Raw genomic sequence first — 23,377 nt, forward strand, 5'->3', positions numbered from 1 at the left:
ACATGGCAGAGGAGACAAAACAAATATACGGTGGGCAAGCGGTCATAGAAGGAGTTATGTTTGGCGGTAGAGAATATACTGTTACAGCAGTTCGTCGTAAAGATAAATCAATCGAATTTTATCGACTACCACGTACACGTAATAAAATATCATCTGCACTAAAGAAAGTTCCATTTTTACGTGGTATTGCCGCTATCGTTGATGCAAGTGCGAATGGAGCAAAGCATTTAAACTTTGCTTCGGAACGATTTGATGTTCATCCTGAAGAAGATGAACACCTCGCAAACAAGAAAGACGAACAATCAAAATTAACAATGATATTAGGAGTAGCAGCAGTCGGAGTCCTATCGTTCATATTCGGAAAAGTTATTTTCACAGCAGTTCCCGCACTTTTAGCGGAATTGACAAGACCCATTTTCCCATCTCACACCGGGCAAATTATTGTCGAAAGCATTATTAAGCTTATCCTATTACTGAGCTATATATATATTGTGTCACTAACTCCGCTCATTAAGCGTGTATTCCAATATCACGGTGCGGAACATAAAGTTATCAACGCCTACGAAAACAACCTTCCACTGACTGTAGAAAATGTCCAAAAACAAACTCGCCTCCATTATCGCTGTGGCAGTAGTTTTATTATCTTTACAGTCATTATCGGCATGTTTGTTTACTTCCTTGTCCCTACTGATCCTCTTTGGGCCAGAGTAGTAAATCGAATTTTATTAATTCCAGTTGTTCTAGGTATTTCTTTTGAAGTGTTACAATTTACAAATCGATTACGAGATATTCCTGTTTTGCGAGCATTAGGATATCCAGGATTATGGCTGCAACTATTAACTACAAAAGAACCAGAAGATGATCAAGTTGAAGTTGCAATTGCATCTTTCGAAGAATTATTACGTTTAGAAGGAAAAGAACAATAATTTTTTTAAAATGGTACTCAACTCCTTTCCTTATCGCTAATATACTAATTTTAATATATGTTATTTAGGAGGTGTTCCCTATGAACGGTCGTTCGTTTACGTTCGCTTTAGTCATGCTTATTATTGGGTTAGCAATATTTGGTCTCGTGTCATCTGCAATTACAGATCCATACGGAATGGTCAAAAACATTGCCATTATGTTACTTGTTGTTGGTGTCTTTTATTTATTATATAAAATGTTTACAAGCTCCAGCGGTTCCGCCAATTCGCAAAACTCTTATAAGCGTGCTGCGAAACAATCGAACCGAAAATACGGAAAACAAAACGTAGCACCCCTAAGCAATTCTTTATTAAAACGAAATGCTTCTGATGACAAAGGTAAGAAAGGCAATACATCCGTATTAAAAAAGAAACGAAAACAATCTCATTTAACTGTGATTGAAGGTAAAAAAAATAAAAAGAAAGACCGCGCTTCCTTTTAGGAAATGCGGTTTTTCTTTTTTATTTGCTCTCTCTCACATATCGAAGTACTTCTGTTAAACTCTTTTCTTTCATACTTTCTAAGCGAAGATGGTGATTTTCAAACTGCAAAGCTTTTGTAACCTCATTAGGAACAACGACACATTTTAATCCCGCCGCAATCGCTGCTTCCAATCCATTTACTGAATCCTCAAATACAACCGCTTCTGAAGCATCAATCTTCAATTCCTCAAGAGCTGCCTGATACAGCGCTGGATCTGGTTTTACTTTCTCAACATCTTCCTTTGTTTTAATAACTTCAAAATACTCTCGAATTCCTAAATCCTCTAAGAACCCAACAACCCATTTTCTCGAAGAACTAGAAGCTAAACCAACCCTTACTCCAAGACGTTTTGCTTCTTCTAAGTATTCTTTCACACCATCGCGAGCCACTGGTATTTTCATTTTCTCTTGATGTAAAACTGAAACTTTTTCTTCTAGCAAGTTCCTATTAAATTGCTCTTTCAATTGTTGCTCAATATAGGCATAAAGCACTTCATCTGTTGTTCCAATACATTTTGCAAACTCTTCTAGAGGTAAATTTCCACCATATTCACGAATGACTTCCTGAAAAGATTGGAACCAAATTGTCTCTGTATCTACAATTAATCCATCAAAGTCAAAAATAATTGCTTTCATTCCAACCCCGTCCTTTACAAAAAGATATTTTTATATTTCAACTTACATAAAGTCAATTCCTCTTTCAAACAAAAAAAGGAAACGTCTCTCGCTCCCTTTACTTACCCTGCTCTTCATTTGCTTTTTGAACACCGCGAAGTTTTTCAATTCGAAGCTCATCTTGTTCAAAATATTGCACTAAATCACCAATGCGATCAATCGCTTCCCAACTTAAATGATGTTCAATTCCTTCTACATCATTATAAATCTTGTTTTCATCCACACCGATAATACGCATAAATTGTTCCAGTAATTCGTGACGATATACAAGACGCTCCCCGATTTTTTTCCCTTTTGATGTTAATACAAGCCCTCTATATTTTTCATAAATGAGATACTCATCTTTATCTAATTTTTGTACCATTTTCGTTACAGAGGATGGATGTACACTAAGCGCTTCAGCAATATCAGATACGCGGGCATATCCCTTTTCATCAATTAACAAATAAATTTGTTCAATATAATCTTCCATACTAGGGGTAGGCATCGGTTTCCTCCATCCAATTTCATTTTGCTTATTCCGTACGAAGCAATCAATAAAATGATACACCAGAAAGAATAACGTGACAAGGTGAAAACGAGCCTAAAAATAAAAAGTAGAAACAGAATCTGCATCCTAATACCCACTCTTTCATGTCAAATATTGCACTTCAAGCTACTTGCTTCCTACTTCTAGTCTAATCGAACTCCCCCCACCTTCACTTCGTTTAGAGGAGGGGGGTCTTCTCGGTTAAAATAATAAACTAAAGATTTACAACGTTATCTAAAGTTTTTCAATCCAGTAGCTTGCTACGCAAGTTACTGGATGTTATAATTCGGATAACAGCTATCTTGCACAACAAGTTACTAGAAAGTGGTGAACTCATGCATAGTCAAATGCTAAAAGGTGTGCTCGAAGGATGCATTTTATACATCATCTCCCGAGAAGAAGTGTATGGGTACGAACTAAGTACGAAATTAAACCAACATGGTTTTACATTCGTAAGCGAAGGGAGCATTTATCCCCTTTTATTACGAATGCAAAAAGAAAAACTTATTGCCGGCACATTAAAAACTTCAAGCCTTGGTCCAAAGCGAAAATATTACCATGTAACGGACAAAGGGTTCGAACAGCTAGAAGAGTTTAAAAAGAGCTGGGGGATGGTTTCGACGACGGTAAATAATTTATTATTACAAGGAGAGTGAGACGGATGAAAGCGAAAGACATGATTGAATTAAATAATAAAAAACGCGCATTGTTAACTAAAGAAAACGAGGCTGCTTATGGAGATATGTTAGTATACATCCGATTAGCTAATATTCCGGAGCAACAAGTAGAAGAACTGCTATTAGAGATTTTAGATCATTTGCTTGATGCACAAGAAGAAAATAAAAATGCTTATGATATTTTCGGAAATGACCTACAAGCTTACTGTGATGAAATTATCACTGCACTTCCAAAACAAAATAGTTGGCAACGTATAGCAACACCTGCATTTATGGGTAGTTACTTACTCGCTATATTTTTCGCTATCAATTCTCTCGCTGCTTTTATTCTGCCTTTTTTCTCTAACAACGAACGATTCCAATCTGTACATGTAAATCTTATCTTTATATTTGTAATCCTTATTGCAATACAACTTCTTATTCGTTTTGTATTTGATTTTATAAAAGGGGATTTATTTAACCACCACACGAGTAATTGGAAACGTATAAAGGGATTCATTTTCCAACAAAGCCCATGGTTTATACTTATTACTATTTCTTTATTCTTTATAGAGCATCCATTTTTTAATTATCAGCTTTCTCCTTGGATTGGGGCGTCCCTTGCCATCATATTGTATCTTTTTTATAAACTTTTTTATCGACGCGTAAACTTTTAACAGCCTCCAAAAGGGCTGTTTTTCTTTTGTCTAATTTTACAAATTGAAAAATTTCATAAAGAAAAAAAGAAAAATGCAAAATAATTAAAGTTAATTGTTGACGTGATGCTTTTATTATCGGTATCATAAATCTTCGTGAGCAATTATTTTTCGTTATACGATTTTTTTATATTACTGAATTTTTGAGAGGAGAAATTTGATGTCAGTTAAGAAGAAAACGCAAGTACGCACCGGCAAAATGGTACGTGAACTAATGTTAGCAGACGAAGATGTAAATGCTTCGCTAATTATGGTATATAGTGAAAACGGTGTAAACGCAGAAATTAAAATCGAGGGCTTAACGCCGAAATGTAACGAAGAATTATTTTTGAGCGGAAACGTGGATTGGAACAAGAGTGTTATTTATAAAATTGTTGATTTCACAGGTAACGCTGAAGTTGGTAAAGTTACATTAACAGCAATGAACAAAAATAATGTTTCTCTAGAAATTGAACGCGTTATGTGGAGTAAAGAAAATAAAGAAGCTACTGAGCAAGAAGAAACACCTGTAGAAGCCACGCCGAAAAAAGAAGTAGTTGTAGAAGCGCCAAAAGCAATTACCCCTGCTCCTAAGCCTGTTACGCGTGTGGAAACACCTGCTGTAGCACCTAAGCCTACTCCGGTACCGACACCGAAGCCAGTAAGTATAGAAGCAGCTGTGGAACTATCTACTCCAGCACCTATAAAAAAAGAAGTGCCAACTCCAGTTACAAAGCAAGAGGCAGCACCTGTTGCTCCTGCAAAACCGAAGCAGCCTGCTTTGACTGAAACAAACTCAAAACTACAAGAAAATTATGTTAAACTCGTGAAAAAAACAATTGAAGTTTGTCAGGATTACGAGCTTGGCATCGACATAGATGATTCTATTGAAAATTTAAAAGAAGAATTACAAAGCCAGGGTATTAGCGTTACTTTTGATAAAGAAATTATGGATGTTGTAGGTCGCCTTCGTTCTTTACAAGAAAAAGGAATTAAAGTTGAAAAAGTATTAAATTTACTATAAAACAAGGAGATGGCACATGCCATCTCCTTACTTTTTATAATTCCATTCATGACTTTCATACTTTTCTTTTGCTAACGTTTGCACTTCTTGAAGCTGTTCTTCTGTTAATTCATAGGGAACAAGCTCAACATCTAAACCTTTTTCAAATCCAGTATGGAACGCTCCAATTAACTGTTCAATTGTAAACGTACGATCTGTTAATGCATTAATCGCAACCGCTTTAGAAGAAAACATACTCTTCATACGTTCTTTTACTCGCTCATTCGGGAATAAAAACAAATCATACAGCTCATCTAAATCTATTTCTAGTGGGATTGAACCATGTTGCAAGATAACTCCTTTTTGGCGCGTTTGCGCGCTTCCAGCAATTTTTCTTCCTTCCACAACAATTTCATACCAAGACGGCGCATCAAAACATACACCTGAACGTGGATTTTTCAAATTTTCACGATCTGCCTCTGTTTTGGGAACCGCATAATATGCTTCTAACCCCAATGCCTTAAACCCGTCTAGTAACCCTTGCGAAATGACACGGTAAGCTTCCGTCACTGTTTTTGGCATATTGGGATGATCCTCAGATACAATCACACTGTATGTTAATTCCTTATCGTGTAATACGCCCCTACCACCTGTTTGACGGCGAACAAATCCATATTTTTTCTCTTTTACTACATCCATATTGATGTCTTTTTCTACCCGCTGAAAATACCCCACTGTTAATGTTGGCACTTCCCATTCATAAAAACGAATTGTTGGTGGCATTTTCTTTTCACTTTGCCAATTTAACAAACATTCATCTAACGCCATATTAAATGCTGGTGAACATTGACCAGAGTTAATATAACACCATTTTTCTTTTCCCATCCTGCACCTCATATAACCAATTATTTTTCACAATCTCTAGTCTAACAAATTCGACAAAATTTGTGAAAGAATACGAAATTTCTTCTCATAACGAAACGAACCTGTTGCATAAATACATACGAGCATTATAATATTGAAAGTAGGATTAGAAAAAAGGGAGCGATAGAATCGTGTCAACAAACTTAATTATTATACTAGCCGTAGTTCTAGCATTCATCGGCTACTCTGTATGGATGTTTTTCTATCAGAAGAAATTAATTAAAACACTTTCAGAAGAAGAATTTCGTGCTGGTTACCGTAAAGCACAGCTTATCGATATTCGTGAAGCAGATGAATTTAACGCTGGTCATATTTTAGGTGCTCGTAACATTCCATTATCACAAATTCGTATGCGCTACAAAGAACTACGTCAAGACCAACCTGTTTATTTGTACTGTCAAAGTGGATTCCGTACAGGACGCGCGGCTCAATATCTAAAAAAACAAGGTTATAAAGATTTCTACCAATTACAAGGCGGATTTAAATCTTGGACAGGAAAAATTAAAAAGAAATAATATTTTAAAGAACTAGCATGACTCATGCTAGTTCTTTTCTTCCATGTTGTTCGCAATATACAATAAATTTTGCTTTATTACTTCCTCATCCTTTGATTCTGCATTACGATATAACAATTGATATTCTATACCTTTTTCTTTCCATATGAGTGTCGCAAATTCTTCCCCATGCTCACCCTCATCCCTATTTTTAAAGTAAGCAGCTGAGCCATTATCCAACCTCATTTTTGCATGAAATCGATTTTGTTCCACAATGTAAGGAAAACTATAGGAAAAATTCGCAACTGTTAATTCCATATACTCCTTCCGCCCTTTTTCCTGTTGTTTATATTTCACCGTTACAACAGCATTCTTCTTACCAATTGTTCTTACCGATGCAGTCACATCATCATTCACTTCATATGGTAAAATTGTCGGTACTTTGAACGAAGTTGGAAAATATTTTTTTGCATTCTTTAACGATATAGAATCGAATACACGATCTAAAGCTCCATCCGTACCTTCCATGAATTGTTTTTCTTCTTTCACTGTTTGTTGGAATGAACATGAGCTAAGCAAAATACTAGAAAACACGAAACAAATGATTCTTTTTTTCAATTTGTTTCCGCCCTTTCATCGCTCCTTCTGCGAACAAAGCGTTACTATAGTTTTTCATATTCGCTTCATTCATTCACTCTCCCTTTGAAAACTTTCTCCTTTATTTTGACATACGGTACTTGTTTAGACAAAAAAAGACTTTTCTTTACTCTTACGCCCAAAACGGTCACGCGAATAAAGAAAAGACTTATTTATAACATAGTTTGTGAAAAGCTTTTCAGGTCAAGCCCTTTTCACTATTTTTCCATTCCTCTCTATTTGCCTTTATAATAAACGAAGAGGTGATACCTATGGCAAATATAAAACAGATTGCAAAAACCGCTGGCGTATCTATCACGACGGTTTCGCGCGTGCTAAATGACCATCCCTATGTCAGCGATGAAAAGCGAAAACGCGTTTTAGATGCGGTTGAAGAATTAAATTACGCAAAAAATATAAATGCAGTTCATTTACTAAGAGGAAAAACATTTACAGTGGGGGTCATGCTTCCTTTTATCAATTTACCTTACTTTAGTACCCTCATTGAAGGAATTGGAAACGAAGCATTAGCTGCTGGTTATCATATAAATCTATGTCAAACAAATTACGATAGTAAAGAGGAAATTCGCGTTTTAGAAATGATGAAAATGAAGCAATTTGATGGTATGATTATTTGCTCTCGAACAAGCTCATGGAAGCAAATTGAACCTTTTGCAACGTTTGCCCCTGTCATCTCATGTGAAAAAATGACACACCCTCTTATTTCATCTGTGTATGTCGATCATTATGAAGGGTTTCGCATTGGAACAGAATATTTATTGCATAAAGGGCATGAACGAATTGGAGTTTGTTTAGCAAGACAAAGTAGCGTAAATACAAAACAGCGTGAAAAAGCTTTTTTTGATACTCTTCACATAGCACAAAAAAGGGTTCAACGAGATTGGATGTTTTATCAATGCTACACAATACAAGATGGCGCAAATGTTTTGCATCGTATTTTAAATATGGAAGAACGTCCAACTGCCATCTTTGCTGCTAACGACCAAGTGGCAGCTGGCCTATTAACTGAAGCAAAGAAGCATGGAATACGCGTACCAGAAGATCTCGCTATTCTCGGTTTCGATAATCATGAGATTTCAAAAGCATTAGAGATTACAACAATTGAACATCCTGGATTAACGATGGGAGCTCGCGCTTTTTCTTTATTCCATACGCAAATACAGAACGAAAAAATTATAGGTAAGTCAGAAGAACTTCCCTTCCGATTACTCCAACGACAAACTGTGTAAAGAGCACAACATGCAGTGCTCTTTTTAGTCATTTCACTTATTGACTTTCATTTTATCATCTTTTATAATCAAACTAACGAACGGTAGGTAGGGGATGAAAATGACAGCAAACCGCATTAAAGCTGTAGCACTTTCTCATTTCGCACGCTACGGCTACGAAGGGACTTCATTAGCAAATATTGCTCAAGAGGTCGGGATTAAAAAACCATCGATTTACGCACACTTTAAAGGAAAAGAAGAATTATATTTCATCTGCTTAGAAGCAGCCTTGCAAAAAGACTTACAATGCTTTACAGATGATATGGAGAAGTTTTCAGAATCATCTACTGAAGCATTGCTTGTAAACTTATTGAAAGGTTACGCAAAGCGTTTTGGTGAAAGTGAAGAATCAATGTTTTGGTTACGCACTTCTTATTTTCCGCCTGATGCATTTCGCGAACAAATTATTGAAAAAGCAAATGCTCACATTGAAAACATCAGAGAGCTTTTATTTCCTGTATTCAAACGAGCAAACGAACAAGGTGAACTGCATAACATTGAAATAAAAGACGCTTTAGAGGCTTATTTATGCTTAATTGACGGTCTTATGGTTGAACTATTATTCGCTGGCTTAAATCGCTTTGAGACCCGTTTAAACGCTTCTTGGAAAGTATTTTGGCGCGGGCTTTCACAATGACGGATTGCAAATCGCAATGCGTCGTTTTTCAGCCCTTTACCTAACGACTGGTAGGAAGGAGAATTCATATATGGCATGGATTTATGTAATTTTAGCTGGTATTATTGAAATTTTTTGGGTGATTGGACTCAAACACGCGGAGGCACCACTTGAATGGATAGGTGTCGCTTTATTAATTGGGATTAGTTTCGTTTTATTATTTAGAGCTTATAAAGATTTACCTGTTGGCACCGTGTACGCTGTATTTACAGGTATCGGAGCAGGTGGCATCGTTCTTACCGAAATTTTCATTTTCGGAGAAACTTTCTCTATCGTAAAAGTTTTATTAATTGGTTTAATCTTCTTCGGAGTAATCGGCTTAAAGCGAGTAACAGAAGAAAAAGAAGCGAAGGAGGCTGCATAACATGGCTTGGGTATTTTTAATTCTAGCTGGTATTTGTGAAATTATTGGTGTACTCTTTATGAAAGTAGCCACTGAAAAGAAAGGCTGGGCACCAAAAGTTATTTTAATCGCTAATTTCGGCGTAAGTTTCTTCTTCTTATCACTTGCAATGGACACATTACCGATGGGAACAGCTTATGCAATTTGGACTGGAATCGGAACTGCTGGAAGTGCACTTCTAGGTATTCTTATTTTCCGCGAATCTGCTGATTGGCGTCGCCTTGCCTTTTTAAGCTGCATTCTGTGCGGTGCAGTCGGCTTAAAACTATTAAGCTAATGTGAGGTGAATGTCATGTGGAAAGAGAAAGGAAAACAAATATTAACATGGATCACACTTGGGATCGCCATTCTATTGCAAATGAGTTTTCATATAATAGAATGGCTGTTTCATAAAGTATTATCCATTCTTACATTCCTTCCTAACATGGCACTTGAAATTGCATCTATCGCTTGGTCGATTATCGCTTCCATTATGATTGTAATGATATGGAGCATCGCCAAGCTTTGGAACAAAGTATTTAAAAAGGACAGTTATTCTGAAAAGAAGTAACTGTCCTTTTTATTTACCCTTCTTTGTTTCTTGGTGCCCGAAAGAAATTAGATACAATCAAACATAATACTCCCAAAATAAAGACGCTAACTCCAGCAAGTTTATTTGTATGTCCAAACAAATTAAGATCACTGTAAAATCCCATTAACATAAGACCTAAAGAAAAGAAAATTACTCCAACTCCATATAGCATTTTTCTTACAGATTTCCGTTTTCTCATCATTTCATCACTCTCCCATTTTTTGAGATTTATTCATATTTCCAAAGCTGTTGGACATACTATCCCCAAGGAGCTGGTTATATGCAAAATTCCATACATAAACATATTCTATTGTTATTCTTCTTATTTCTTTTCTTTGTACTATGTTTTAGCCTAATTTTACATGCACCAAAAGATATGCCAAGCACCGTTTCTGTTTATAAATTACTCCTTTGTTATTTTCCTCATTGAAAAAGGTGTCTTGTGATGAGACACCTTTTTCAATGTAAGTCTTTTCCCCTTTTCAGGTCATAAAACCCTTCGAACACCAAACATGTATGTACTAATATAGATGAAAGCATGACATGTAATGCTATTCTGTCGCCCTTTTTATAAATCTCTTCGTTCATACAATTTCGTACAAACCAACATCGATAACAACAGCACACAAATTGTCCCCATAAATAAAAAACCACTATTAAAGCTGACCTGCTTGATATTTACTTTAAAGAACACCTCAAGAATAAATATTGGCGCTATTAAAAGAAAGAGGGTCATAATAAACGTTTTTTGATAACCTAACATAAAATACATTGGCAACATGAAACTAAAAATAATGAAACTAATACTCATACTAGGTACAACTGTCATCTTTATGAAATCTACTGTTTCCATTCTTAATTGAATACCTACTGTAAAGTAAGCAATAATGACACTTATCATTAAAATAGTTAGAGCAAACACATACTTTGCCTGTATCATTTGTTTTCTACATATCGGCAGACTATTCAACATCTTTTCACTTTCATTTCTTTCATCACTATAAAACGTCCTTATGACTATCATAACTGGAATAATAACTGTCGTAAGTGTGAATGTACTATGGTTATCGTGCGTTGCCATATAGAATAAAAAAGGATACATGATATACCAAATGAACAAATTCCTTTGTACAATAAGATCTTTCATAAGCAGTTGTTTCATATGTATCCCCCTTCCTGTTTTTATAAATCACGTGCTTCATAAATTTTAATCGTAATAAACATAGAAGCGATATATACACTAGCTAATATAATCACTCCAACTATAAATACGCCAATATGTGAAGGGGTCATAATCCAATCAATAAATGAAGGTACATTTTCATCCAGCCCATCTCCCAGAAAAAGCCAAGCAATTCCACCAACTGCCATTGATGCTCCTGTCACTATACTTCGGGCCACCTTTGATTTTGTACCGTAATAACTAGGGAAAAATGCCGCAACAAACACCAATGAATTAATAGCTCCACTTACGACCGCATACCATGAGATTTCAATATACAAATTAGAATGGTATGCACCGATATCACTAATGACAGCGATGCCTCTTATAAGAAAAACAACTACCATAGTTGAAATCATGCCGCCTACAATGAATATTCCAGAGGAAATATATCTAGCAATAACGATATCCTTTCGGTTTAGCGGTAAACTATTTATAATAATGTCACTTTTATTCCTTTCATCCATTACAATTACTACCATAACCGAGGAAAGAGTAATATATAGACAACTCATCGGAAATAATATTTCACCACTTGCATCAAATAAAAAGAACAACAGAGGCATAATTAGATAAACTAACCACATCACTCGAAAAAAGAATAAATCTTTATATACGAGCTGACGCATAAGCACCCCTCCCCTTCGCCGTATACACAACAATATCATCTAAAGTTGGTTTCTCCAGTACAACTTCACTCCCAAACCAATCTTCAATCGCTTGCTTATCCTTCGCTAAACCTTCGAAACCAAACTTATTTTTTCGTAATCCAACAAATAATTCTTTTCCTTCTCGATCTAATAAATCATTACTTCCTTTAACAATCACATGTTTTTCTAATATTTCGTCTTTTTCTCCCGTAAAGATAATTTCACCTTCGTGAATAAATGTAATATAATCAGCAATTCGCTCTAAATCAGCTGTAATATGCGTGGAGAATAGTACGGATACTTCTTCTTCCATTACAATCTCTTGCAAAATATCAAGCAGTTCACTGCGAACAACTGGATCTAATCCTGATGTTGGTTCATCCATAATGATAAGCTTTGCATGATGCGATAGCGCCATCGCAATTGCAAATTTCATTTTCATCCCCTTTGATAACTGCTTAATCTTCTTATCGTTCGGAACTTGTAATCTCTCCATATATGTTTGATATTGCACTTCATCCCAATTCTTATATAAAGGTGCAATAATACGCTTCATTTGCTCACATGTTAACTCTTCATAATAGTGATTTTCATCATACACAAATCCGATATTTTGTTTAATTTCCTTCTCTGCTTTTTGATTGTCTTTCCCAAAAATCATAATATCCCCACTATTTTGTTTTACTAAGTTCATTATCATTTTAATGGTCGTACTTTTCCCAGCTCCATTCGGTCCAACAAATCCCATAATATATCCACGGGGCAATGTAAAGCTTATATTTTTCACTGAGAAATCTTGATAACTTTTACAAACGCTTTTTAGCTCTAACATCATTCTTATTCCCCCTCATATAAAAACGCAATCATCTGCTGTAAATCTTCAAGTGAAAGCTGCAACACTTTACTTTCATTTACAATCTCTTCAACTTTACTTTCCAATAGACGTAGCCGCTGTTCTTTTAATCGTTCATTATTTTTACGTGAAACGTAAGTCCCCTTCCCAGCGACAGTTTCTATATACCCTTCTTTTTCAAGCTCCTCGTACGCACGCTTCGTCGTAATTACACTAATTTGTAATTCCTTCGCTAATACGCGAATAGACGGTAATTGGTCCCCCCCCTTTAAACGACCATTTAAAATAAGTTGCCTTAACTGCTTACTAATTTGTTCATAAATTGGATCTGGGGATGAATTTGAAATGATAATATCCATTTTTCCCTCCACTGTGTATATACTGTATATATCTTATATGTACAGTATATACAAAAAAACCTATTTTCGGCAAGAAAAAAAGACCAACATTTTCCTGTTGGTCTTTCGTATATGTATCACTTCTCAAAGCGATCTAACATTTCATCTCTCATCCCAAAACTAACAACCGCAATTCCTACATACATAAAAATAAGAAATGCCGGATGTACCGCATTGTACCAGCTGCTATCAACAATTAAATATACCGTTAATGCCGCAACAAGTACAAACGCTAAAATAAACATATAAAAGTGTCTTGTACTACCCATGATAAACTCCTCTCTTCTCACTTCACCATTCAACAGTATATTTTATCGAATAATTCGATATGACTCAAGGTTAACTTTCTTTTATATAATCGAGTTCTACTTTTACAATGTCATCGCAAGCTATTGAAATAATTGTTCCTTGCTTATCAATTGCTGTCACTTCTACGTTATCCATTACACGATGTGCTACACGCTCTAACATTTTCCCATGATCCCGATAACAAAATTCTTTTATATCCTTAATCGTTTTACCGTTTTCTAAATGATACACCATCCTGTAACACTTATAGCCCATTCTCTCACCCCAAATTGTTCGTTTTTTCACATATACATAAAAATGAGTTAACTCTCCCTCATTACACCCTCTTAATTTCAATAAAATTCTAACAAAAATACACAATTTTATCAAACCGACTTTTTCAACAAAAAAGCCTAAAAATCAGCTTTCTTCCCTACTATTACATAAAATATAAAAATTATTTACATGATTTTCATAACCTCTACACAAATTCTCCACAAAAAAAGAACCCGCGGATAGCGAGTTCTTTTTATTTCATATCCAATCAAACTTGTACAGGCGCTGGCTTTTGGTAACGTAAAACTGGTTTACGAGCAGCCATCGTTTCATCAAGACGTTTAATTACCGTTGTATGTGGCGCTTCTTGCACAACCTCTGGGTTTTCTTCTGCTTCTTTTGCAATTTGGATCATCTTATCAATGAAGCCATCTAATGTTTCTTTTGATTCTGTTTCTGTTGGCTCAATCATAATACATTCTTCCACGTTTAATGGGAAGTAAATTGTTGGTGGATGGTAGCCAAAATCAAGGAGACGTTTTGCGATATCTAATGTACGTACACCAAGTTTCTTTTGACGACGACCGGATAATACAAATTCATGCTTACAATGTCTATCAAATGGAAGATCATAGAAAGGAGCTAATCTTCTCATCATATAGTTTGCATTTAATACAGCATATTCCGTTACTGCACGCAGTCCATCTGGACCCATAGAACGAATATACGTATATGCACGAACGTTGATACCAAAGTTACCATAGAATGGTTTCACGCGTCCGATTGCTTGTGGGCGATCGTAATTAAAGTGATAACCATTTTCTGTTTTCTCTAAAATTGGTTTTGGTAAAAACGGAATTAAATCAGCTTTCACTCCTACTGGGCCAGAACCTGGGCCACCGCCGCCATGCGGACCTGTAAATGTTTTATGAAGATTTAAATGCACAACGTCAAATCCCATGTCTCCTGGGCGTGCTTGACTTAATACTGCATTTAAGTTCGCACCATCATAATACAATTTACCACCTGCATTATGAACGATTTCTGCCATTTCTAAAATGTTTTCTTCAAATAAACCAAGTGTATTTGGATTTGTTAACATAAGTGCTGCCGTTTCTTCATTCACAACACGTTTTAAGTCTTCTAAGTCGACAAGACCATGCTCATTTGATTTTACTGTAATTGTTTCAAACCCTGCTACTGTTGCAGATGCTGGATTTGTTCCATGCGCCGAGTCAGGAACAATTACTTTCGTACGGTTAAAGTCACCGTTTGCTTCATGGTATGCACGGATTAACATTAATCCTGTCCATTCTCCATGTGCCCCAGCTGCTGGCTGAAGTGTAACAGTATCCATACCTGTAATTTCAATTAAATGTTCTTGTAAGTCATACATTAATTCCATTGCACCTTGCACTGTTTTTTCATCTTGAAGCGGATGAATGTGTGCAAAGCCTGGGAAACGTGCCACGTTTTCGTTAATCTTTGGATTGTACTTCATCGTACAAGACCCTAGTGGATAGAATCCAGAATCAACGCCGTGATTACGATTAGAAAGCGCTGTGTAATGACGCATAATATCAAGTTCAGATACTTCTGGAAGCTCAGCATCTTCCACGCGAATATAATCGCTCTCAAATACATCTTCTAACTTCACTTCTTCTACATCTAATTGGGGTAAGCTATATCCTACGCGTCCTTCTCTGCTCACTTCAAAAATAAGTGCTTGGTCTTGGTTCTTCATTGGATAGCCCCCATTTCATTTACAAGTGTGTCAATTTCCTCTTTTGTGCGAAGCTCTGTTACAGCTAGAAGCATATGATTTGCTAACTCTTTATAATCACGACCTAGATCATAGCCACCAATAATGTTCTTTTGTACTAATACATCATTTACTTCTTGTACAGGACGTTTGCAATCGACAACAAATTCATTAAAGAATGGTCCAGCAAATGTTACTGTGAAACCTTTTGCTTCAAATTGACGTTTTGCATACTGTGATTTAGAAATATTTTGGCGTGCCATGTCTTTCACACCTTGTTTTCCAAGCGCTGTCATCGCAACAGATGCTGCTAATGCGTTCAATGCTTGGTTTGAACAAATGTTAGATGTCGCTTTATCACGACGAATATGTTGCTCACGAGCTTGCAGTGTTAATACGAAACCACGTTTCCCGTCTGAATCCACAGTTTGTCCAACAAGGCGCCCTGGAATTTTACGCATAAATGCTTTCGTTGTTGCGAAATAACCGCAGTGTGGTCCACCAAACTGTGTTGGAATACCGAATGGTTGTGCATCACCGATTACAATGTCAGCACCAAATTTACCTGGTGGTGTTAAAGCGCCCAATGATAATGGATTTGAAGAAACGATAAATAATGATTTTTGCTGATGAACAATTTTCTCAATATCAGCTAACTTTTCTACTTGCCCGAAGAAGTTTGGATATTGAACGATTACGCAAGCGACAGTATCATCTACTTCACTTTGTAATACATCTAAATCTGTTACACCGTCTTTATGATCAATTTCAACAACTTCAAGATGTTGACCTTTTGCATATGTTTCAAGTACTGCTCTTGATTCTGGATGTACTGCTTTAGAAACAAGAATTTTCTTTTTGCGCGTATGACCAGCTGCTAACATTGCCGCCTCTGCTAAAGCTGTACCTCCGTCATACATAGAGGAGTTTGCTACATCCATTCCCGTTAATTCACAAATCATTGTTTGGAATTCAAAAATCGCTTGTAATTCCCCTTGTGAAATTTCCGGCTGATATGGTGTATAAGCTGTATAAAATTCCGAACGAGAAATCACATGATCAACAATGACTGGAGCGTAATGATCGTATACACCTGCTCCTAAGAAAGAAGCATATTCTTTTAAGTTCGCATTTTTACTAGCCATTTGAGTTAGCTCTTTTAAAAGCTCTGGTTCTGATTTTGCTTCTTTAATCTTTAAATCCCCTTTAAAACGAACACTCTCTGGAATATCAGAGAATAATTCATCAATCGTTTGAACGCCGATCGTTTGTAACATTTCTTTTTTGTCTTCTTCTGTCATTGGAAGATAACGATGCAACATGAAATCTACCCCTCTCCCCGTTACTTTGAACGTTTATAAAATGGTGTTGGCACGACTACTGCTTTAACACGTTTATTACGAATCTCAATTTCTACTTCTGTATCAATTGCTGCGTATTTTACATCAACTAATGCTAAACCAATGCTTTTATTTAACGTTGGAGATTGTGTACCACTTGTAACTTCTCCGATTTTTTCTTCACCGATATATACAGGGTAATGAGTACGAGGAATACCGCGCCCAGTTACTTCGATACCGACTAATTTACGAGGGGTACCGTTTTCTTTATATTCTTTTAATGTTTCTTTCCCAAAGAAATCTGCCTCTTTGTTTGTTTTTACTGCAAAACCAATTCCAGCTTCAATTGGTGTAATATCTTTCGATAATTCTTGACCGTAAAGTGGAAGTGTTGCTTCAAAACGAAGTGTATCACGCGCTCCTAAACCACATGGTTTTAAGCCGTCTTCTTCACCAACTTCAAGAAGTTTCTCCCAAAGTTTTGCAGCATCTTCACTCTTACAGTAAATTTCAAACCCGTCTTCACCTGTATAACCAGTACGTGATACAAGTGCAGGAGTACCATCTACAAGAATATCGTTTTTAAATTTAAAGAACTTAATTTCTTTCAAATCTTCTGACACAACTTTTTGTAAAATGCCTTCTGCTTTTGGTCCTTGAATTGCAAGCTGTGCAATTTCACTAGAAACATTGACTACTTTCGTATCGCCAATAACATGACTTGCTAACCACTCGTAATCTTTCTCGATATTCGATGCATTGATTACTAATAGGTAGTCTTCTTCACCACGTTTGTAGATTAATAAATCGTCTACAGTACCACCATTTTCGTAACACATTGCTGTATATTGTGCGCCTCCTACCTTTAAGGTAGAAACGTCATTTGTAACAACACGTTGTAAAAATGCTAAACTATCTGCACCCGTTACTTCTACTTCTCCCATGTGGGATACATCAAAAAGGCCTGCTTCCGTACGAACAGCCTCGTGCTCTTCTTTAATGCTTGAAAATTGAACTGGTAATTCCCAACCACCAAAGTCGATTGTTTTCCCACCATACTTCGCGTAAACATCAAATAGCGGTGTACGTTGTAATGTAATCATGTTCTTTCCCCCTTATGCTGTCTATGACAAATCAATAAAAGTTGGCTTCCCGTATCTAAACATTTTTATTCTGAAAAGATGGGATATACGGAATCTCAACGTATTTTTTTATGAAAGCGTAAATAAAAAAGTACTTTCTTGGATAAAATACGAAAGATTCCATTCATTTCACACCATTATCCTAACATTTTTCGATCTATTTCATCAATATTCTAGCATAAAAAATAATTTAGAATTTTTCATTCTTATAACTTGCAAAAAAATACTTCACCAAAAACGCTAGAAATTATCGTTTCGAGTGAAGGGTATCATAATAACCGTTTTAGTTTACAGAAGGTGGGAGAGTTTTCATGAATGTCGATATTTCCGTAGATCGGACATGGCAAGAAAATTTTTTAAAACGAATTGATGAGGACGGTCCTTGGACAAATTGGGAATTGTATAATTTAGCCTACGAAACAGAAAAGTCGTTACTTGTCCCTACATTTGACGGTTTGCAAGCACCAAAACATTTATCTCATTTCACACCGCTTCCTCACCAGCTAGAAGTCGCACAAACCGTGATCGAGCAAATGAATGGAAAAGCGATACTAGCAGATGAAGTTGGCCTTGGGAAAACCATTGAAGCAGGTCTTATTTTAAAAGAATATATGGTACGCGGTCTTGTAAAAAAAGTACTTATACTCGTCCCAGCTTCCCTTGTTTCCCAGTGGGCATATGAACTCAACACAAAGTTTTTTATTCCTGCAGTTGCCCAAAGAAAAAGCTACTCATGGGAACAAGCTGATGTTATCGTTTCATCAATTGATACAGCAAAACGTTCACCACACCGTGATATCGTTTTAAACTTAGAGTACGATCTAATCATTATTGATGAGGCACACAAACTTAAAAATAATAAAACAAAAAACTATGAATTTGCGCAACGTCTCAAAAAGAAATTTTGTTTATTATTAACTGCAACACCTGTCCAAAACAAAATCGATGAAATCTTTAATCTTGTGTCCTTATTAAAACCCGGTCATTTAGGCAATCAATCTAATTTCGAAGAATATTACGCTTCTAAAAATCGCTCTACAGAGTCAGATGAAGATTTGAAAGCATTGATTAACAAAGTGATGGTCAGAAACCGGCGAAACGGTACGGGCATCGAGTGGCCAAAAAGGCATGTTCGAACCATATTTATTGATTTTAACGCAGAAGAACAAGCTCTTTATCATGCGATTGAGCATTGGAAAGGACAAGACGCATTCACCTCTGCCTTTTCATCCTTAACTTTAAAACGAGAAGTATGCAGTAGCCGTGAAGCAGTTTATTATTCACTAAAAAAGCATGTAGAAAAAAGAAAAAAAGAAAATGAGAATTATACACCAGACCCATATATTGATGTTTTAATGGATAAAATTAATCATATTCCTTTTAATTCAAAAGCCAATCAAGCACTAGAGCTTATAAAAGAAATTGATGATAAAGTCGTCATCTTCACAGAATATAGAGCAACGCAAATGTACCTACAATGGTTTTTAAAACAGCATGGTATTTCATCCGTTCCTTTTCGTGGTGGCTTTAAACGTGGGAAAAAAGATTGGATGAAAGAACTCTTTCAAAATCATGCGCAAGTTTTAATCGCAACCGAAGCAGGCGGTGAAGGGATTAACCTACAATTTTGTAGCCATATGATTAATTATGACTTACCCTGGAATCCAATGAGACTTGAACAACGAATCGGGCGTATTCATAGACTTGGCCAAAAAAACGATGTTCATATTTATAACTTAGCGACAAAACATACAGTTGAAGAACATATTTTGAAACTTCTATATGAAAAAATCAATTTATTTGAACGAGTTATTGGTGAACTCGATGAAATTTTAACAAGAATCAATATGAAAAATATCGATGCGCATATTCAAGAAATTTTCGCAGGATCAAAGAGCGAAGGAGAAATTCGAATTAAGATGGAAAATTTAACATCCATCATCGACTTTGCGAAGAGAAATGAAGCTGAGGTGCAAGGCTATGCAGCAACATGAAATTCATAATTACTTATGGAACTTTTTTGAAGCAAACGACTGTGAAATTTCCCGGCGTTCCCCTCATCTACTAGATGTGCAATTAACAATTGAAATGGATAAACTATTAATGAATCGTCCTTTTTATTGGCATTATCTTGAGAAAACGGGTGGCGTCCCCAATCCGATGCGACTCACCCTCATAACAGATTCAGAGCATGATGAAGAAAAAGCTGAGCTGATTCACTATGGATCTCCTCGCCTGCATCAAATCTTTCAAACAACAAAAGATCTCGGATCCTACATACGTTTATTTGAAGAAGTCAATTCAGGTGGTACAACACACACGCCACTTCATCCATGGCTTGGTGTTAATGTAAAAGTATGTTATCAATGCGATCGAAAGAAAGACATGCTTCATTCCATCGGGATCCATCTCATTTCTGGAACAATGATTACAAACTTTCATGAAACATTAGCAAAAATTCAGCTCACGCCCAAAATACCAGATTTTAGTTTTACACTTACTCCAATTATTAAGCCGCAAAGCGGAATCCAGCGAATAGAAGATGCATTAAAAAATCTCATCGCAACAGATGATCATACATGGGCTGAAGAAGCACGTGTGCGCTGGAATCATGATTTAGCGCTTCTAAATCGCTTTTACGAAGAAAATGAAGAGCTTCCCGAAAGCTACGAAATAGAAAAACAAGCATTACAAGAGCAATACGAACCGCGTATTACAATGCAAATTATAAATGGCGGGCTCTTTTATGTAACCGCTAATCATTTTTTTTCATAAGAAAAGCCCCTTCTCACGAGAAGGAGCTTTTCTTATATTTTCCCATTATACTTCCGGCCATCATTATGTTCTTGTTGCTGCTTTTCTGTCATTCGTTTTTGATATTCCCTATCTTTTGCACTCACATGGTTTGCATCTGTGGGAAGATTCTTTTTCGAACGCCCTACACCATTGCTCATCTTTTTCACCCCTTATGTTTTTCAAATTCGTTCTTATTGTCAGCTACAGGGGCAATCCTTATACAAAAATAAGAGGAGCTTTTTCGCTCCTCTTATTCCTTCACATATTTCTGAAACATATCGTGTAAGCCTTGATTTACAAGATGAGAGATCTGTTCGTCAGATTTATCCGGATAACGATCACGTAATCTGATAGATGCTTTCACCATTAAATTTTCTAATACAGAACGGCCACCTTCACCATAAATAATTTCAGCATATTCTACAAGCCTTCCATCTTCTATTGTTGCTGGATTATGATTGAAAAAAAATTTACTCATTTCCTTCACCTCTCTTTTTGGTAACGTTTACATTTATATAGATTATTTATGTTATTTATTTCACAATATTGTATGCATGTATAGATGATTAGTTTCATTATAAAACAACATGACGATAGGAATAACCTAAGTTTTCGTCAATTTTGTGAACAAACTTTTAAAAATGAAAGCGTTTTAATTATTATATACTAAAAAAGATTACCACGCTAGGGGCAATTTTTATTTCTACTAAACTATGATTTTCGCTTCATTTCGTATACGCTCAAAATGTTTACATATCATTTACCACTTATATACATAGCTATATATATTCAATTTGATTTTCCAACATGTAATCTGCGACTATGAAGAATAGAAGAAGACTTCTTCTCATTTTTTCCTTCTGTTCTCGCATGGAATGGGGCTAAAAAGGGCACTGACCGCTTCTATCCATGGACGGATGCTCTCTTCCAGCTAAAAAAGAAAGGTTTTATGTCAATTTTTTAACTTTCATTATCAATTAATCTTGTATAATATTCAGAAATTCTATTGTAAAATATATCTATTACTTAAGGAGGTCTACAATGAATCAAAATAAGAAAGCAATTTTCGATATTGTCTTTTATCTCGTCTTCCCTTTGGTCATTTGGAAATTTGCAAAAACACATATTGATCCTTATTATGCGATGTTAATTTCCTCGGTACCGGGAATTCTTTATACATTGTACTGCTTTAAGAAAGAAAAGCAATTGAACGTTACAGGGTTCTTTATTTTAATTACCCTCATTGCTAATACAGCCGTAGATCTATTATCTGGGTCTGCTGAGCGTATGCTTTGGAATGACGCCTATTATCATATCGTACTCGGGTGCATTGTCATTTGCACAATCTTTATTAAGAAACCACTCATGTTATATTTTGCAGCTGATATCGCCGTACTACAAGGGCATGACCGTGATGAAAGTCGCGCTCTTTACCGTGATAAACGCATCTATCCAGCACTACAGTATTTAACACTATTTTTCGGTCTCCAATTCATTTTAAAAAGCTTTTTAAAAATCTATTTCATCTCTGTGTTTGGGGTAGAAGGATATGGTGAAATGAGAGCAATCATGACCGCTGTTGGTTGGGGAATTTCCATATGTATTGGTATCGGGTTTGTATGGGTAAATAATAAAATACACGCAGTAACTGAACAGAATGAACCTACGCAATAAATGATAGGCTATCTCAAGAAATAATGAAAAATCCCCCAGCGTAAATTGCGCTGAGGGATTTTTCATAAGTTGATCTGTCGAATCCATGACAAGTATACACACATCGCCAAGGTTGTACGATACCGCCTAGCATTTCTACTTGCGGTAAATCACTCCAGTTTGTATTAACTTGTTTTCTTTCTTTTCTTCTTCACATTTTGATAGAACAAAGCTGCGCTAAGCGGCATCATACCAAACCATCTGTTTAAAAACGGTGCCTTTTCAGCACGACGTTGTTCCTTTTTTTGCTTACGATCCTCTTTTGGAGCATCCATATATGATACAAATTGTTGCGTCACAAAACGCACATAATCATTAGTAGACATATTATCATCACCTCTACTTGATTAGTATATCCACTTTTTTATGCGTTAATCTTATGAAGTATTTCTTCTGTAATCTCTTGCACACCTTTATTTGTTGTATCAACCTGTATCATCGCTTCTTCATAAAAGGCACGACGCCCCTCAAACTTCGCTACAAATGCTTCTATATTGTCTTTTTGAAATAACGGACGTGTTGTATCTCCGCTAAGGCGTTCCGCAATAACATACGGATCACAATATAAATACACAACCGTTCCATTTTCTTTCATCCACTGACGATTCTCAGCTCGCTCAACGATACCTCCACCAGTTGTAATAATTACGTTACTCGTCGGTAAAGAGCGCATCACTTCACTTTCGTATTGACGGAATGTATTTTCTCCTTCTCTCGTAAAAATATCACGGATGGTCTTTCCTTGCTTCTCTTCAATTTTTTGATCTGTATCTACAACTGGCATATGCAGGTGTTCACTTAACACCTTCCCAATTGTTGTTTTCCCAGCTCCCATGTAACCTGTTATGTAAATGGATTTCATTTTGTTACCTCTTTCTTGTCAAGTTGGTTATGATTCAATTATTTGTATTATAACGAAAGATGGACGGATGCGGTTT

Annotated in this window: 33 protein-coding genes; 15 read left to right on the forward strand and 18 right to left on the reverse strand. The window is 36.1% G+C overall.

Going from position 1 to position 23,377, the window contains the following annotated elements; all coding sequences use genetic code 11:
• Positions 1-2 precede the first annotated feature (2 nt).
• Complete coding sequence (locus CN373_RS05840) at positions 3-926, forward strand: DUF1385 domain-containing protein (RefSeq protein WP_098358937.1); 924 nt, start codon at positions 3-5, stop codon at positions 924-926.
• An 80-nt stretch (positions 927-1,006) separates the two neighbouring features.
• Complete coding sequence (locus tag CN373_RS05845; protein ID WP_001014470.1) at positions 1,007-1,408, forward strand: SA1362 family protein; 402 nt, start codon at positions 1,007-1,009, stop codon at positions 1,406-1,408.
• A 19-nt stretch (positions 1,409-1,427) separates the two neighbouring features.
• On the opposite strand, the gene CN373_RS05850 is transcribed toward CN373_RS05845, so the two are convergent.
• Positions 1,428-2,084: an HAD family hydrolase gene (locus CN373_RS05850; protein ID WP_098358938.1), complete on the reverse strand. Its 657-nt coding sequence runs from the start codon at positions 2,082-2,084 to the stop codon at positions 1,428-1,430.
• Positions 2,085-2,181: 97 nt separating this feature from the next.
• Complete coding sequence (gene mntR, locus CN373_RS05855) at positions 2,182-2,610, reverse strand: transcriptional regulator MntR (RefSeq protein WP_001143074.1); 429 nt, start codon at positions 2,608-2,610, stop codon at positions 2,182-2,184.
• 377 nt (positions 2,611-2,987) lie between these two features.
• On the opposite strand from mntR, the gene CN373_RS05860 reads away from it, so the two are divergent.
• The 3 genes from CN373_RS05860 (at position 2,988) to CN373_RS05870 (ending at position 5,027) form a co-directional block, all read left to right on the forward strand.
• Entirely contained in the window at positions 2,988-3,308 is a 321-nt protein-coding gene (locus CN373_RS05860) for a PadR family transcriptional regulator (RefSeq protein ID WP_098358939.1), read from the forward strand.
• 5 nt (positions 3,309-3,313) lie between these two features.
• Positions 3,314-3,985, forward strand: a complete 672-nt coding sequence (locus CN373_RS05865) for a DUF1129 family protein (RefSeq protein ID WP_000644725.1) — start codon at positions 3,314-3,316, stop codon at positions 3,983-3,985.
• Between the two features lie 199 nt (positions 3,986-4,184).
• Positions 4,185-5,027, forward strand: coding sequence for a hypothetical protein (locus tag CN373_RS05870; protein ID WP_000111922.1), 843 nt, complete (start codon positions 4,185-4,187; stop codon positions 5,025-5,027).
• Positions 5,028-5,054: 27 nt separating this feature from the next.
• On the opposite strand, the gene CN373_RS05875 is transcribed toward CN373_RS05870, so the two are convergent.
• A complete protein-coding gene (locus CN373_RS05875; RefSeq protein ID WP_000514068.1) occupies positions 5,055-5,891 on the reverse strand; it encodes a lipoate--protein ligase family protein in 837 nt (278 codons plus the stop codon).
• A gap of 170 nt (positions 5,892-6,061) precedes the next feature.
• On the opposite strand from CN373_RS05875, the gene CN373_RS05880 reads away from it, so the two are divergent.
• Entirely contained in the window at positions 6,062-6,445 is a 384-nt protein-coding gene (locus tag CN373_RS05880; RefSeq protein ID WP_000106210.1) for a rhodanese-like domain-containing protein, read from the forward strand.
• A 27-nt stretch (positions 6,446-6,472) separates the two neighbouring features.
• Here CN373_RS05880 and CN373_RS05885 read toward each other — a convergent pair whose 3' ends face one another.
• On the reverse strand, positions 6,473-7,018 hold the full coding sequence (locus tag CN373_RS05885) for a DNA polymerase III subunit delta (protein ID WP_111901823.1): 546 nt from the start codon (positions 7,016-7,018) through the stop codon (positions 6,473-6,475).
• 314 nt (positions 7,019-7,332) lie between these two features.
• On the opposite strand from CN373_RS05885, the gene CN373_RS05890 reads away from it, so the two are divergent.
• The 5 genes from CN373_RS05890 to CN373_RS05910 all read left to right on the forward strand — a co-directional run bounded on the left by CN373_RS05890 (position 7,333) and on the right by CN373_RS05910 (position 9,978).
• Positions 7,333-8,310, forward strand: coding sequence for a LacI family DNA-binding transcriptional regulator (locus tag CN373_RS05890; protein ID WP_001273994.1), 978 nt, complete (start codon positions 7,333-7,335; stop codon positions 8,308-8,310).
• Between the two features lie 94 nt (positions 8,311-8,404).
• Positions 8,405-8,986 (forward strand): TetR/AcrR family transcriptional regulator, encoded by a 582-nt coding sequence (locus CN373_RS05895; RefSeq protein ID WP_002057734.1) that lies wholly within the window; start codon positions 8,405-8,407, stop codon positions 8,984-8,986.
• A gap of 70 nt (positions 8,987-9,056) precedes the next feature.
• Positions 9,057-9,389: a DMT family transporter gene (locus CN373_RS05900; RefSeq protein ID WP_098358941.1), complete on the forward strand. Its 333-nt coding sequence runs from the start codon at positions 9,057-9,059 to the stop codon at positions 9,387-9,389.
• Between the two features lies 1 nt (position 9,390).
• On the forward strand, positions 9,391-9,705 hold the full coding sequence (locus CN373_RS05905) for a DMT family transporter (RefSeq protein WP_000312621.1): 315 nt from the start codon (positions 9,391-9,393) through the stop codon (positions 9,703-9,705).
• 15 nt (positions 9,706-9,720) lie between these two features.
• Positions 9,721-9,978, forward strand: a complete 258-nt coding sequence (locus tag CN373_RS05910) for a DUF3975 family protein (RefSeq protein ID WP_098358942.1) — start codon at positions 9,721-9,723, stop codon at positions 9,976-9,978.
• A gap of 13 nt (positions 9,979-9,991) precedes the next feature.
• Here CN373_RS05910 and CN373_RS05915 read toward each other — a convergent pair whose 3' ends face one another.
• The 10 genes from CN373_RS05915 to gcvT form a co-directional block, all read right to left on the reverse strand.
• Positions 9,992-10,201, reverse strand: coding sequence for a hypothetical protein (locus tag CN373_RS05915; RefSeq protein WP_098358943.1), 210 nt, complete (start codon positions 10,199-10,201; stop codon positions 9,992-9,994).
• A gap of 366 nt (positions 10,202-10,567) precedes the next feature.
• The gene (locus CN373_RS05925; RefSeq protein WP_098358944.1) at positions 10,568-11,161 is read right to left on the reverse strand and encodes an ABC-2 transporter permease; all 594 of its coding nucleotides are present in this window, start codon (positions 11,159-11,161) and stop codon (positions 10,568-10,570) included.
• 20 nt (positions 11,162-11,181) lie between these two features.
• The gene (locus CN373_RS05930; protein ID WP_001249569.1) at positions 11,182-11,850 is read right to left on the reverse strand and encodes an ABC-2 transporter permease; all 669 of its coding nucleotides are present in this window, start codon (positions 11,848-11,850) and stop codon (positions 11,182-11,184) included.
• A complete protein-coding gene (locus CN373_RS05935; RefSeq protein ID WP_098358962.1) occupies positions 11,831-12,703 on the reverse strand; it encodes an ABC transporter ATP-binding protein in 873 nt (290 codons plus the stop codon). The genes CN373_RS05930 and CN373_RS05935 overlap by 20 nt, the downstream gene beginning before the upstream one ends.
• Positions 12,704-12,708: 5 nt before the next feature.
• On the reverse strand, positions 12,709-13,083 hold the full coding sequence (locus tag CN373_RS05940; protein ID WP_098358945.1) for a GntR family transcriptional regulator: 375 nt from the start codon (positions 13,081-13,083) through the stop codon (positions 12,709-12,711).
• 116 nt (positions 13,084-13,199) lie between these two features.
• Positions 13,200-13,391 carry a hypothetical protein gene (locus tag CN373_RS05945; protein WP_000535932.1) on the reverse strand — a complete coding sequence of 64 codons (192 nt, stop codon included), beginning with the start codon at positions 13,389-13,391 and terminating at the stop codon, positions 13,200-13,202.
• 70 nt (positions 13,392-13,461) lie between these two features.
• A complete protein-coding gene (locus CN373_RS05950) occupies positions 13,462-13,686 on the reverse strand; it encodes a DUF3929 family protein (protein WP_098358946.1) in 225 nt (74 codons plus the stop codon).
• A gap of 268 nt (positions 13,687-13,954) precedes the next feature.
• Positions 13,955-15,430 carry an aminomethyl-transferring glycine dehydrogenase subunit 2 gene (gene gcvPB, locus CN373_RS05955; RefSeq protein ID WP_000795707.1) on the reverse strand — a complete coding sequence of 492 codons (1,476 nt, stop codon included), beginning with the start codon at positions 15,428-15,430 and terminating at the stop codon, positions 13,955-13,957.
• A complete protein-coding gene (gene gcvPA, locus CN373_RS05960) occupies positions 15,427-16,770 on the reverse strand; it encodes an aminomethyl-transferring glycine dehydrogenase subunit 1 (protein WP_000903243.1) in 1,344 nt (447 codons plus the stop codon). The genes gcvPB and gcvPA overlap by 4 nt, the downstream gene beginning before the upstream one ends.
• A gap of 20 nt (positions 16,771-16,790) precedes the next feature.
• Positions 16,791-17,891, reverse strand: coding sequence for a glycine cleavage system aminomethyltransferase GcvT (gene gcvT / locus CN373_RS05965; protein WP_098358947.1), 1,101 nt, complete (start codon positions 17,889-17,891; stop codon positions 16,791-16,793).
• Positions 17,892-18,241: 350 nt separating this feature from the next.
• On the opposite strand from gcvT, the gene CN373_RS05970 reads away from it, so the two are divergent.
• Positions 18,242-19,924, forward strand: a complete 1,683-nt coding sequence (locus CN373_RS05970) for a DEAD/DEAH box helicase (RefSeq protein WP_001100029.1) — start codon at positions 18,242-18,244, stop codon at positions 19,922-19,924.
• Positions 19,911-20,705 (forward strand): YqhG family protein, encoded by a 795-nt coding sequence (locus CN373_RS05975; RefSeq protein ID WP_098358948.1) that lies wholly within the window; start codon positions 19,911-19,913, stop codon positions 20,703-20,705. Before CN373_RS05970 ends, CN373_RS05975 begins: the two co-directional genes overlap by 14 nt.
• 32 nt (positions 20,706-20,737) lie before the next feature.
• On the opposite strand, the gene CN373_RS25485 is transcribed toward CN373_RS05975, so the two are convergent.
• Both CN373_RS25485 and CN373_RS05985 read right to left on the reverse strand, forming a co-directional pair.
• On the reverse strand, positions 20,738-20,884 hold the full coding sequence (locus CN373_RS25485) for a hypothetical protein (RefSeq protein WP_000064866.1): 147 nt from the start codon (positions 20,882-20,884) through the stop codon (positions 20,738-20,740).
• Between the two features lie 92 nt (positions 20,885-20,976).
• On the reverse strand, positions 20,977-21,204 hold the full coding sequence (locus CN373_RS05985; protein WP_000032697.1) for a hypothetical protein: 228 nt from the start codon (positions 21,202-21,204) through the stop codon (positions 20,977-20,979).
• 84 nt (positions 21,205-21,288) lie between these two features.
• Here CN373_RS05985 and CN373_RS26115 point away from each other — a divergent pair, with 84 nt between their 5' ends.
• Together CN373_RS26115 and CN373_RS05995 are read left to right on the forward strand one after the other, a co-directional pair.
• Positions 21,289-21,396 (forward strand): GTP pyrophosphokinase, encoded by a 108-nt coding sequence (locus CN373_RS26115; protein WP_337678462.1) that lies wholly within the window; start codon positions 21,289-21,291, stop codon positions 21,394-21,396.
• 371 nt (positions 21,397-21,767) lie between these two features.
• On the forward strand, positions 21,768-22,400 hold the full coding sequence (locus CN373_RS05995) for a VC0807 family protein (protein WP_098358949.1): 633 nt from the start codon (positions 21,768-21,770) through the stop codon (positions 22,398-22,400).
• 164 nt (positions 22,401-22,564) lie between these two features.
• Here the strand turns inward: CN373_RS05995 and CN373_RS06000 are convergent, their stop codons facing one another.
• Positions 22,565-22,765 carry a YqzE family protein gene (locus CN373_RS06000; protein ID WP_000106078.1) on the reverse strand — a complete coding sequence of 67 codons (201 nt, stop codon included), beginning with the start codon at positions 22,763-22,765 and terminating at the stop codon, positions 22,565-22,567.
• 38 nt (positions 22,766-22,803) lie between these two features.
• Positions 22,804-23,301, reverse strand: coding sequence for a shikimate kinase (locus tag CN373_RS06005; protein WP_098358950.1), 498 nt, complete (start codon positions 23,299-23,301; stop codon positions 22,804-22,806).
• Between the last annotated feature and the right edge of the window lie 76 nt (positions 23,302-23,377).

Source organism: Bacillus cereus (assembly GCF_002561295.1).
Classification (GTDB): Bacteria; Bacillota; Bacilli; order Bacillales; family Bacillaceae_G; genus Bacillus_A; species Bacillus_A cereus_S.

Excerpts from the sequence above, each read along its gene's own strand:
- CN373_RS05985 (WP_000032697.1), bottom strand. The coding sequence starts at position 21,204 with ATGAGTAAATTTTTTTTCAATCATAATCCAGCAACAATAGAAGATGGA.
- CN373_RS05970 (WP_001100029.1), top strand. The coding sequence starts at position 18,242 with ATGAATGTCGATATTTCCGTAGATCGGACATGGCAAGAAAATTTTTTA.
- CN373_RS05865 (WP_000644725.1), top strand. The coding sequence starts at position 3,314 with ATGAAAGCGAAAGACATGATTGAATTAAATAATAAAAAACGCGCATTG.
- CN373_RS05930 (WP_001249569.1), bottom strand. The coding sequence starts at position 11,850 with ATGCGTCAGCTCGTATATAAAGATTTATTCTTTTTTCGAGTGATGTGG.
- CN373_RS05935 (WP_098358962.1), bottom strand. The coding sequence starts at position 12,703 with ATGTTAGAGCTAAAAAGCGTTTGTAAAAGTTATCAAGATTTCTCAGTG.
- CN373_RS26115 (WP_337678462.1), top strand. The coding sequence starts at position 21,289 with ATGATTAGTTTCATTATAAAACAACATGACGATAGGAATAACCTAAGT.
- CN373_RS05860 (WP_098358939.1), top strand. The coding sequence starts at position 2,988 with ATGCATAGTCAAATGCTAAAAGGTGTGCTCGAAGGATGCATTTTATAC.
- CN373_RS05875 (WP_000514068.1), bottom strand. The coding sequence starts at position 5,891 with ATGGGAAAAGAAAAATGGTGTTATATTAACTCTGGTCAATGTTCACCA.
- CN373_RS05900 (WP_098358941.1), top strand. The coding sequence starts at position 9,057 with ATGGCATGGATTTATGTAATTTTAGCTGGTATTATTGAAATTTTTTGG.
- CN373_RS05910 (WP_098358942.1), top strand. The coding sequence starts at position 9,721 with ATGTGGAAAGAGAAAGGAAAACAAATATTAACATGGATCACACTTGGG.
- CN373_RS05945 (WP_000535932.1), bottom strand. The coding sequence starts at position 13,391 with ATGGGTAGTACAAGACACTTTTATATGTTTATTTTAGCGTTTGTACTT.
- CN373_RS06005 (WP_098358950.1), bottom strand. The coding sequence starts at position 23,301 with ATGAAATCCATTTACATAACAGGTTACATGGGAGCTGGGAAAACAACA.
- gcvT (WP_098358947.1), bottom strand. The coding sequence starts at position 17,891 with ATGATTACATTACAACGTACACCGCTATTTGATGTTTACGCGAAGTAT.
- CN373_RS05845 (WP_001014470.1), top strand. The coding sequence starts at position 1,007 with ATGAACGGTCGTTCGTTTACGTTCGCTTTAGTCATGCTTATTATTGGG.
- CN373_RS05870 (WP_000111922.1), top strand. The coding sequence starts at position 4,185 with ATGTCAGTTAAGAAGAAAACGCAAGTACGCACCGGCAAAATGGTACGT.
- mntR (WP_001143074.1), bottom strand. The coding sequence starts at position 2,610 with ATGCCTACCCCTAGTATGGAAGATTATATTGAACAAATTTATTTGTTA.
- gcvPB (WP_000795707.1), bottom strand. The coding sequence starts at position 15,430 with ATGAAGAACCAAGACCAAGCACTTATTTTTGAAGTGAGCAGAGAAGGA.
- CN373_RS05975 (WP_098358948.1), top strand. The coding sequence starts at position 19,911 with ATGCAGCAACATGAAATTCATAATTACTTATGGAACTTTTTTGAAGCA.
- CN373_RS05850 (WP_098358938.1), bottom strand. The coding sequence starts at position 2,084 with ATGAAAGCAATTATTTTTGACTTTGATGGATTAATTGTAGATACAGAG.
- CN373_RS05840 (WP_098358937.1), top strand. The coding sequence starts at position 3 with ATGGCAGAGGAGACAAAACAAATATACGGTGGGCAAGCGGTCATAGAA.
- CN373_RS05895 (WP_002057734.1), top strand. The coding sequence starts at position 8,405 with ATGAAAATGACAGCAAACCGCATTAAAGCTGTAGCACTTTCTCATTTC.
- CN373_RS05915 (WP_098358943.1), bottom strand. The coding sequence starts at position 10,201 with ATGATGAGAAAACGGAAATCTGTAAGAAAAATGCTATATGGAGTTGGA.
- CN373_RS06000 (WP_000106078.1), bottom strand. The coding sequence starts at position 22,765 with ATGTCTACTAATGATTATGTGCGTTTTGTGACGCAACAATTTGTATCA.
- CN373_RS05905 (WP_000312621.1), top strand. The coding sequence starts at position 9,391 with ATGGCTTGGGTATTTTTAATTCTAGCTGGTATTTGTGAAATTATTGGT.
- CN373_RS05950 (WP_098358946.1), bottom strand. The coding sequence starts at position 13,686 with ATGGGCTATAAGTGTTACAGGATGGTGTATCATTTAGAAAACGGTAAA.
- gcvPA (WP_000903243.1), bottom strand. The coding sequence starts at position 16,770 with ATGTTGCATCGTTATCTTCCAATGACAGAAGAAGACAAAAAAGAAATG.
- CN373_RS25485 (WP_000064866.1), bottom strand. The coding sequence starts at position 20,884 with ATGAGCAATGGTGTAGGGCGTTCGAAAAAGAATCTTCCCACAGATGCA.
- CN373_RS05940 (WP_098358945.1), bottom strand. The coding sequence starts at position 13,083 with ATGGATATTATCATTTCAAATTCATCCCCAGATCCAATTTATGAACAA.
- CN373_RS05890 (WP_001273994.1), top strand. The coding sequence starts at position 7,333 with ATGGCAAATATAAAACAGATTGCAAAAACCGCTGGCGTATCTATCACG.
- CN373_RS05995 (WP_098358949.1), top strand. The coding sequence starts at position 21,768 with ATGAATCAAAATAAGAAAGCAATTTTCGATATTGTCTTTTATCTCGTC.
- CN373_RS05925 (WP_098358944.1), bottom strand. The coding sequence starts at position 11,161 with ATGAAACAACTGCTTATGAAAGATCTTATTGTACAAAGGAATTTGTTC.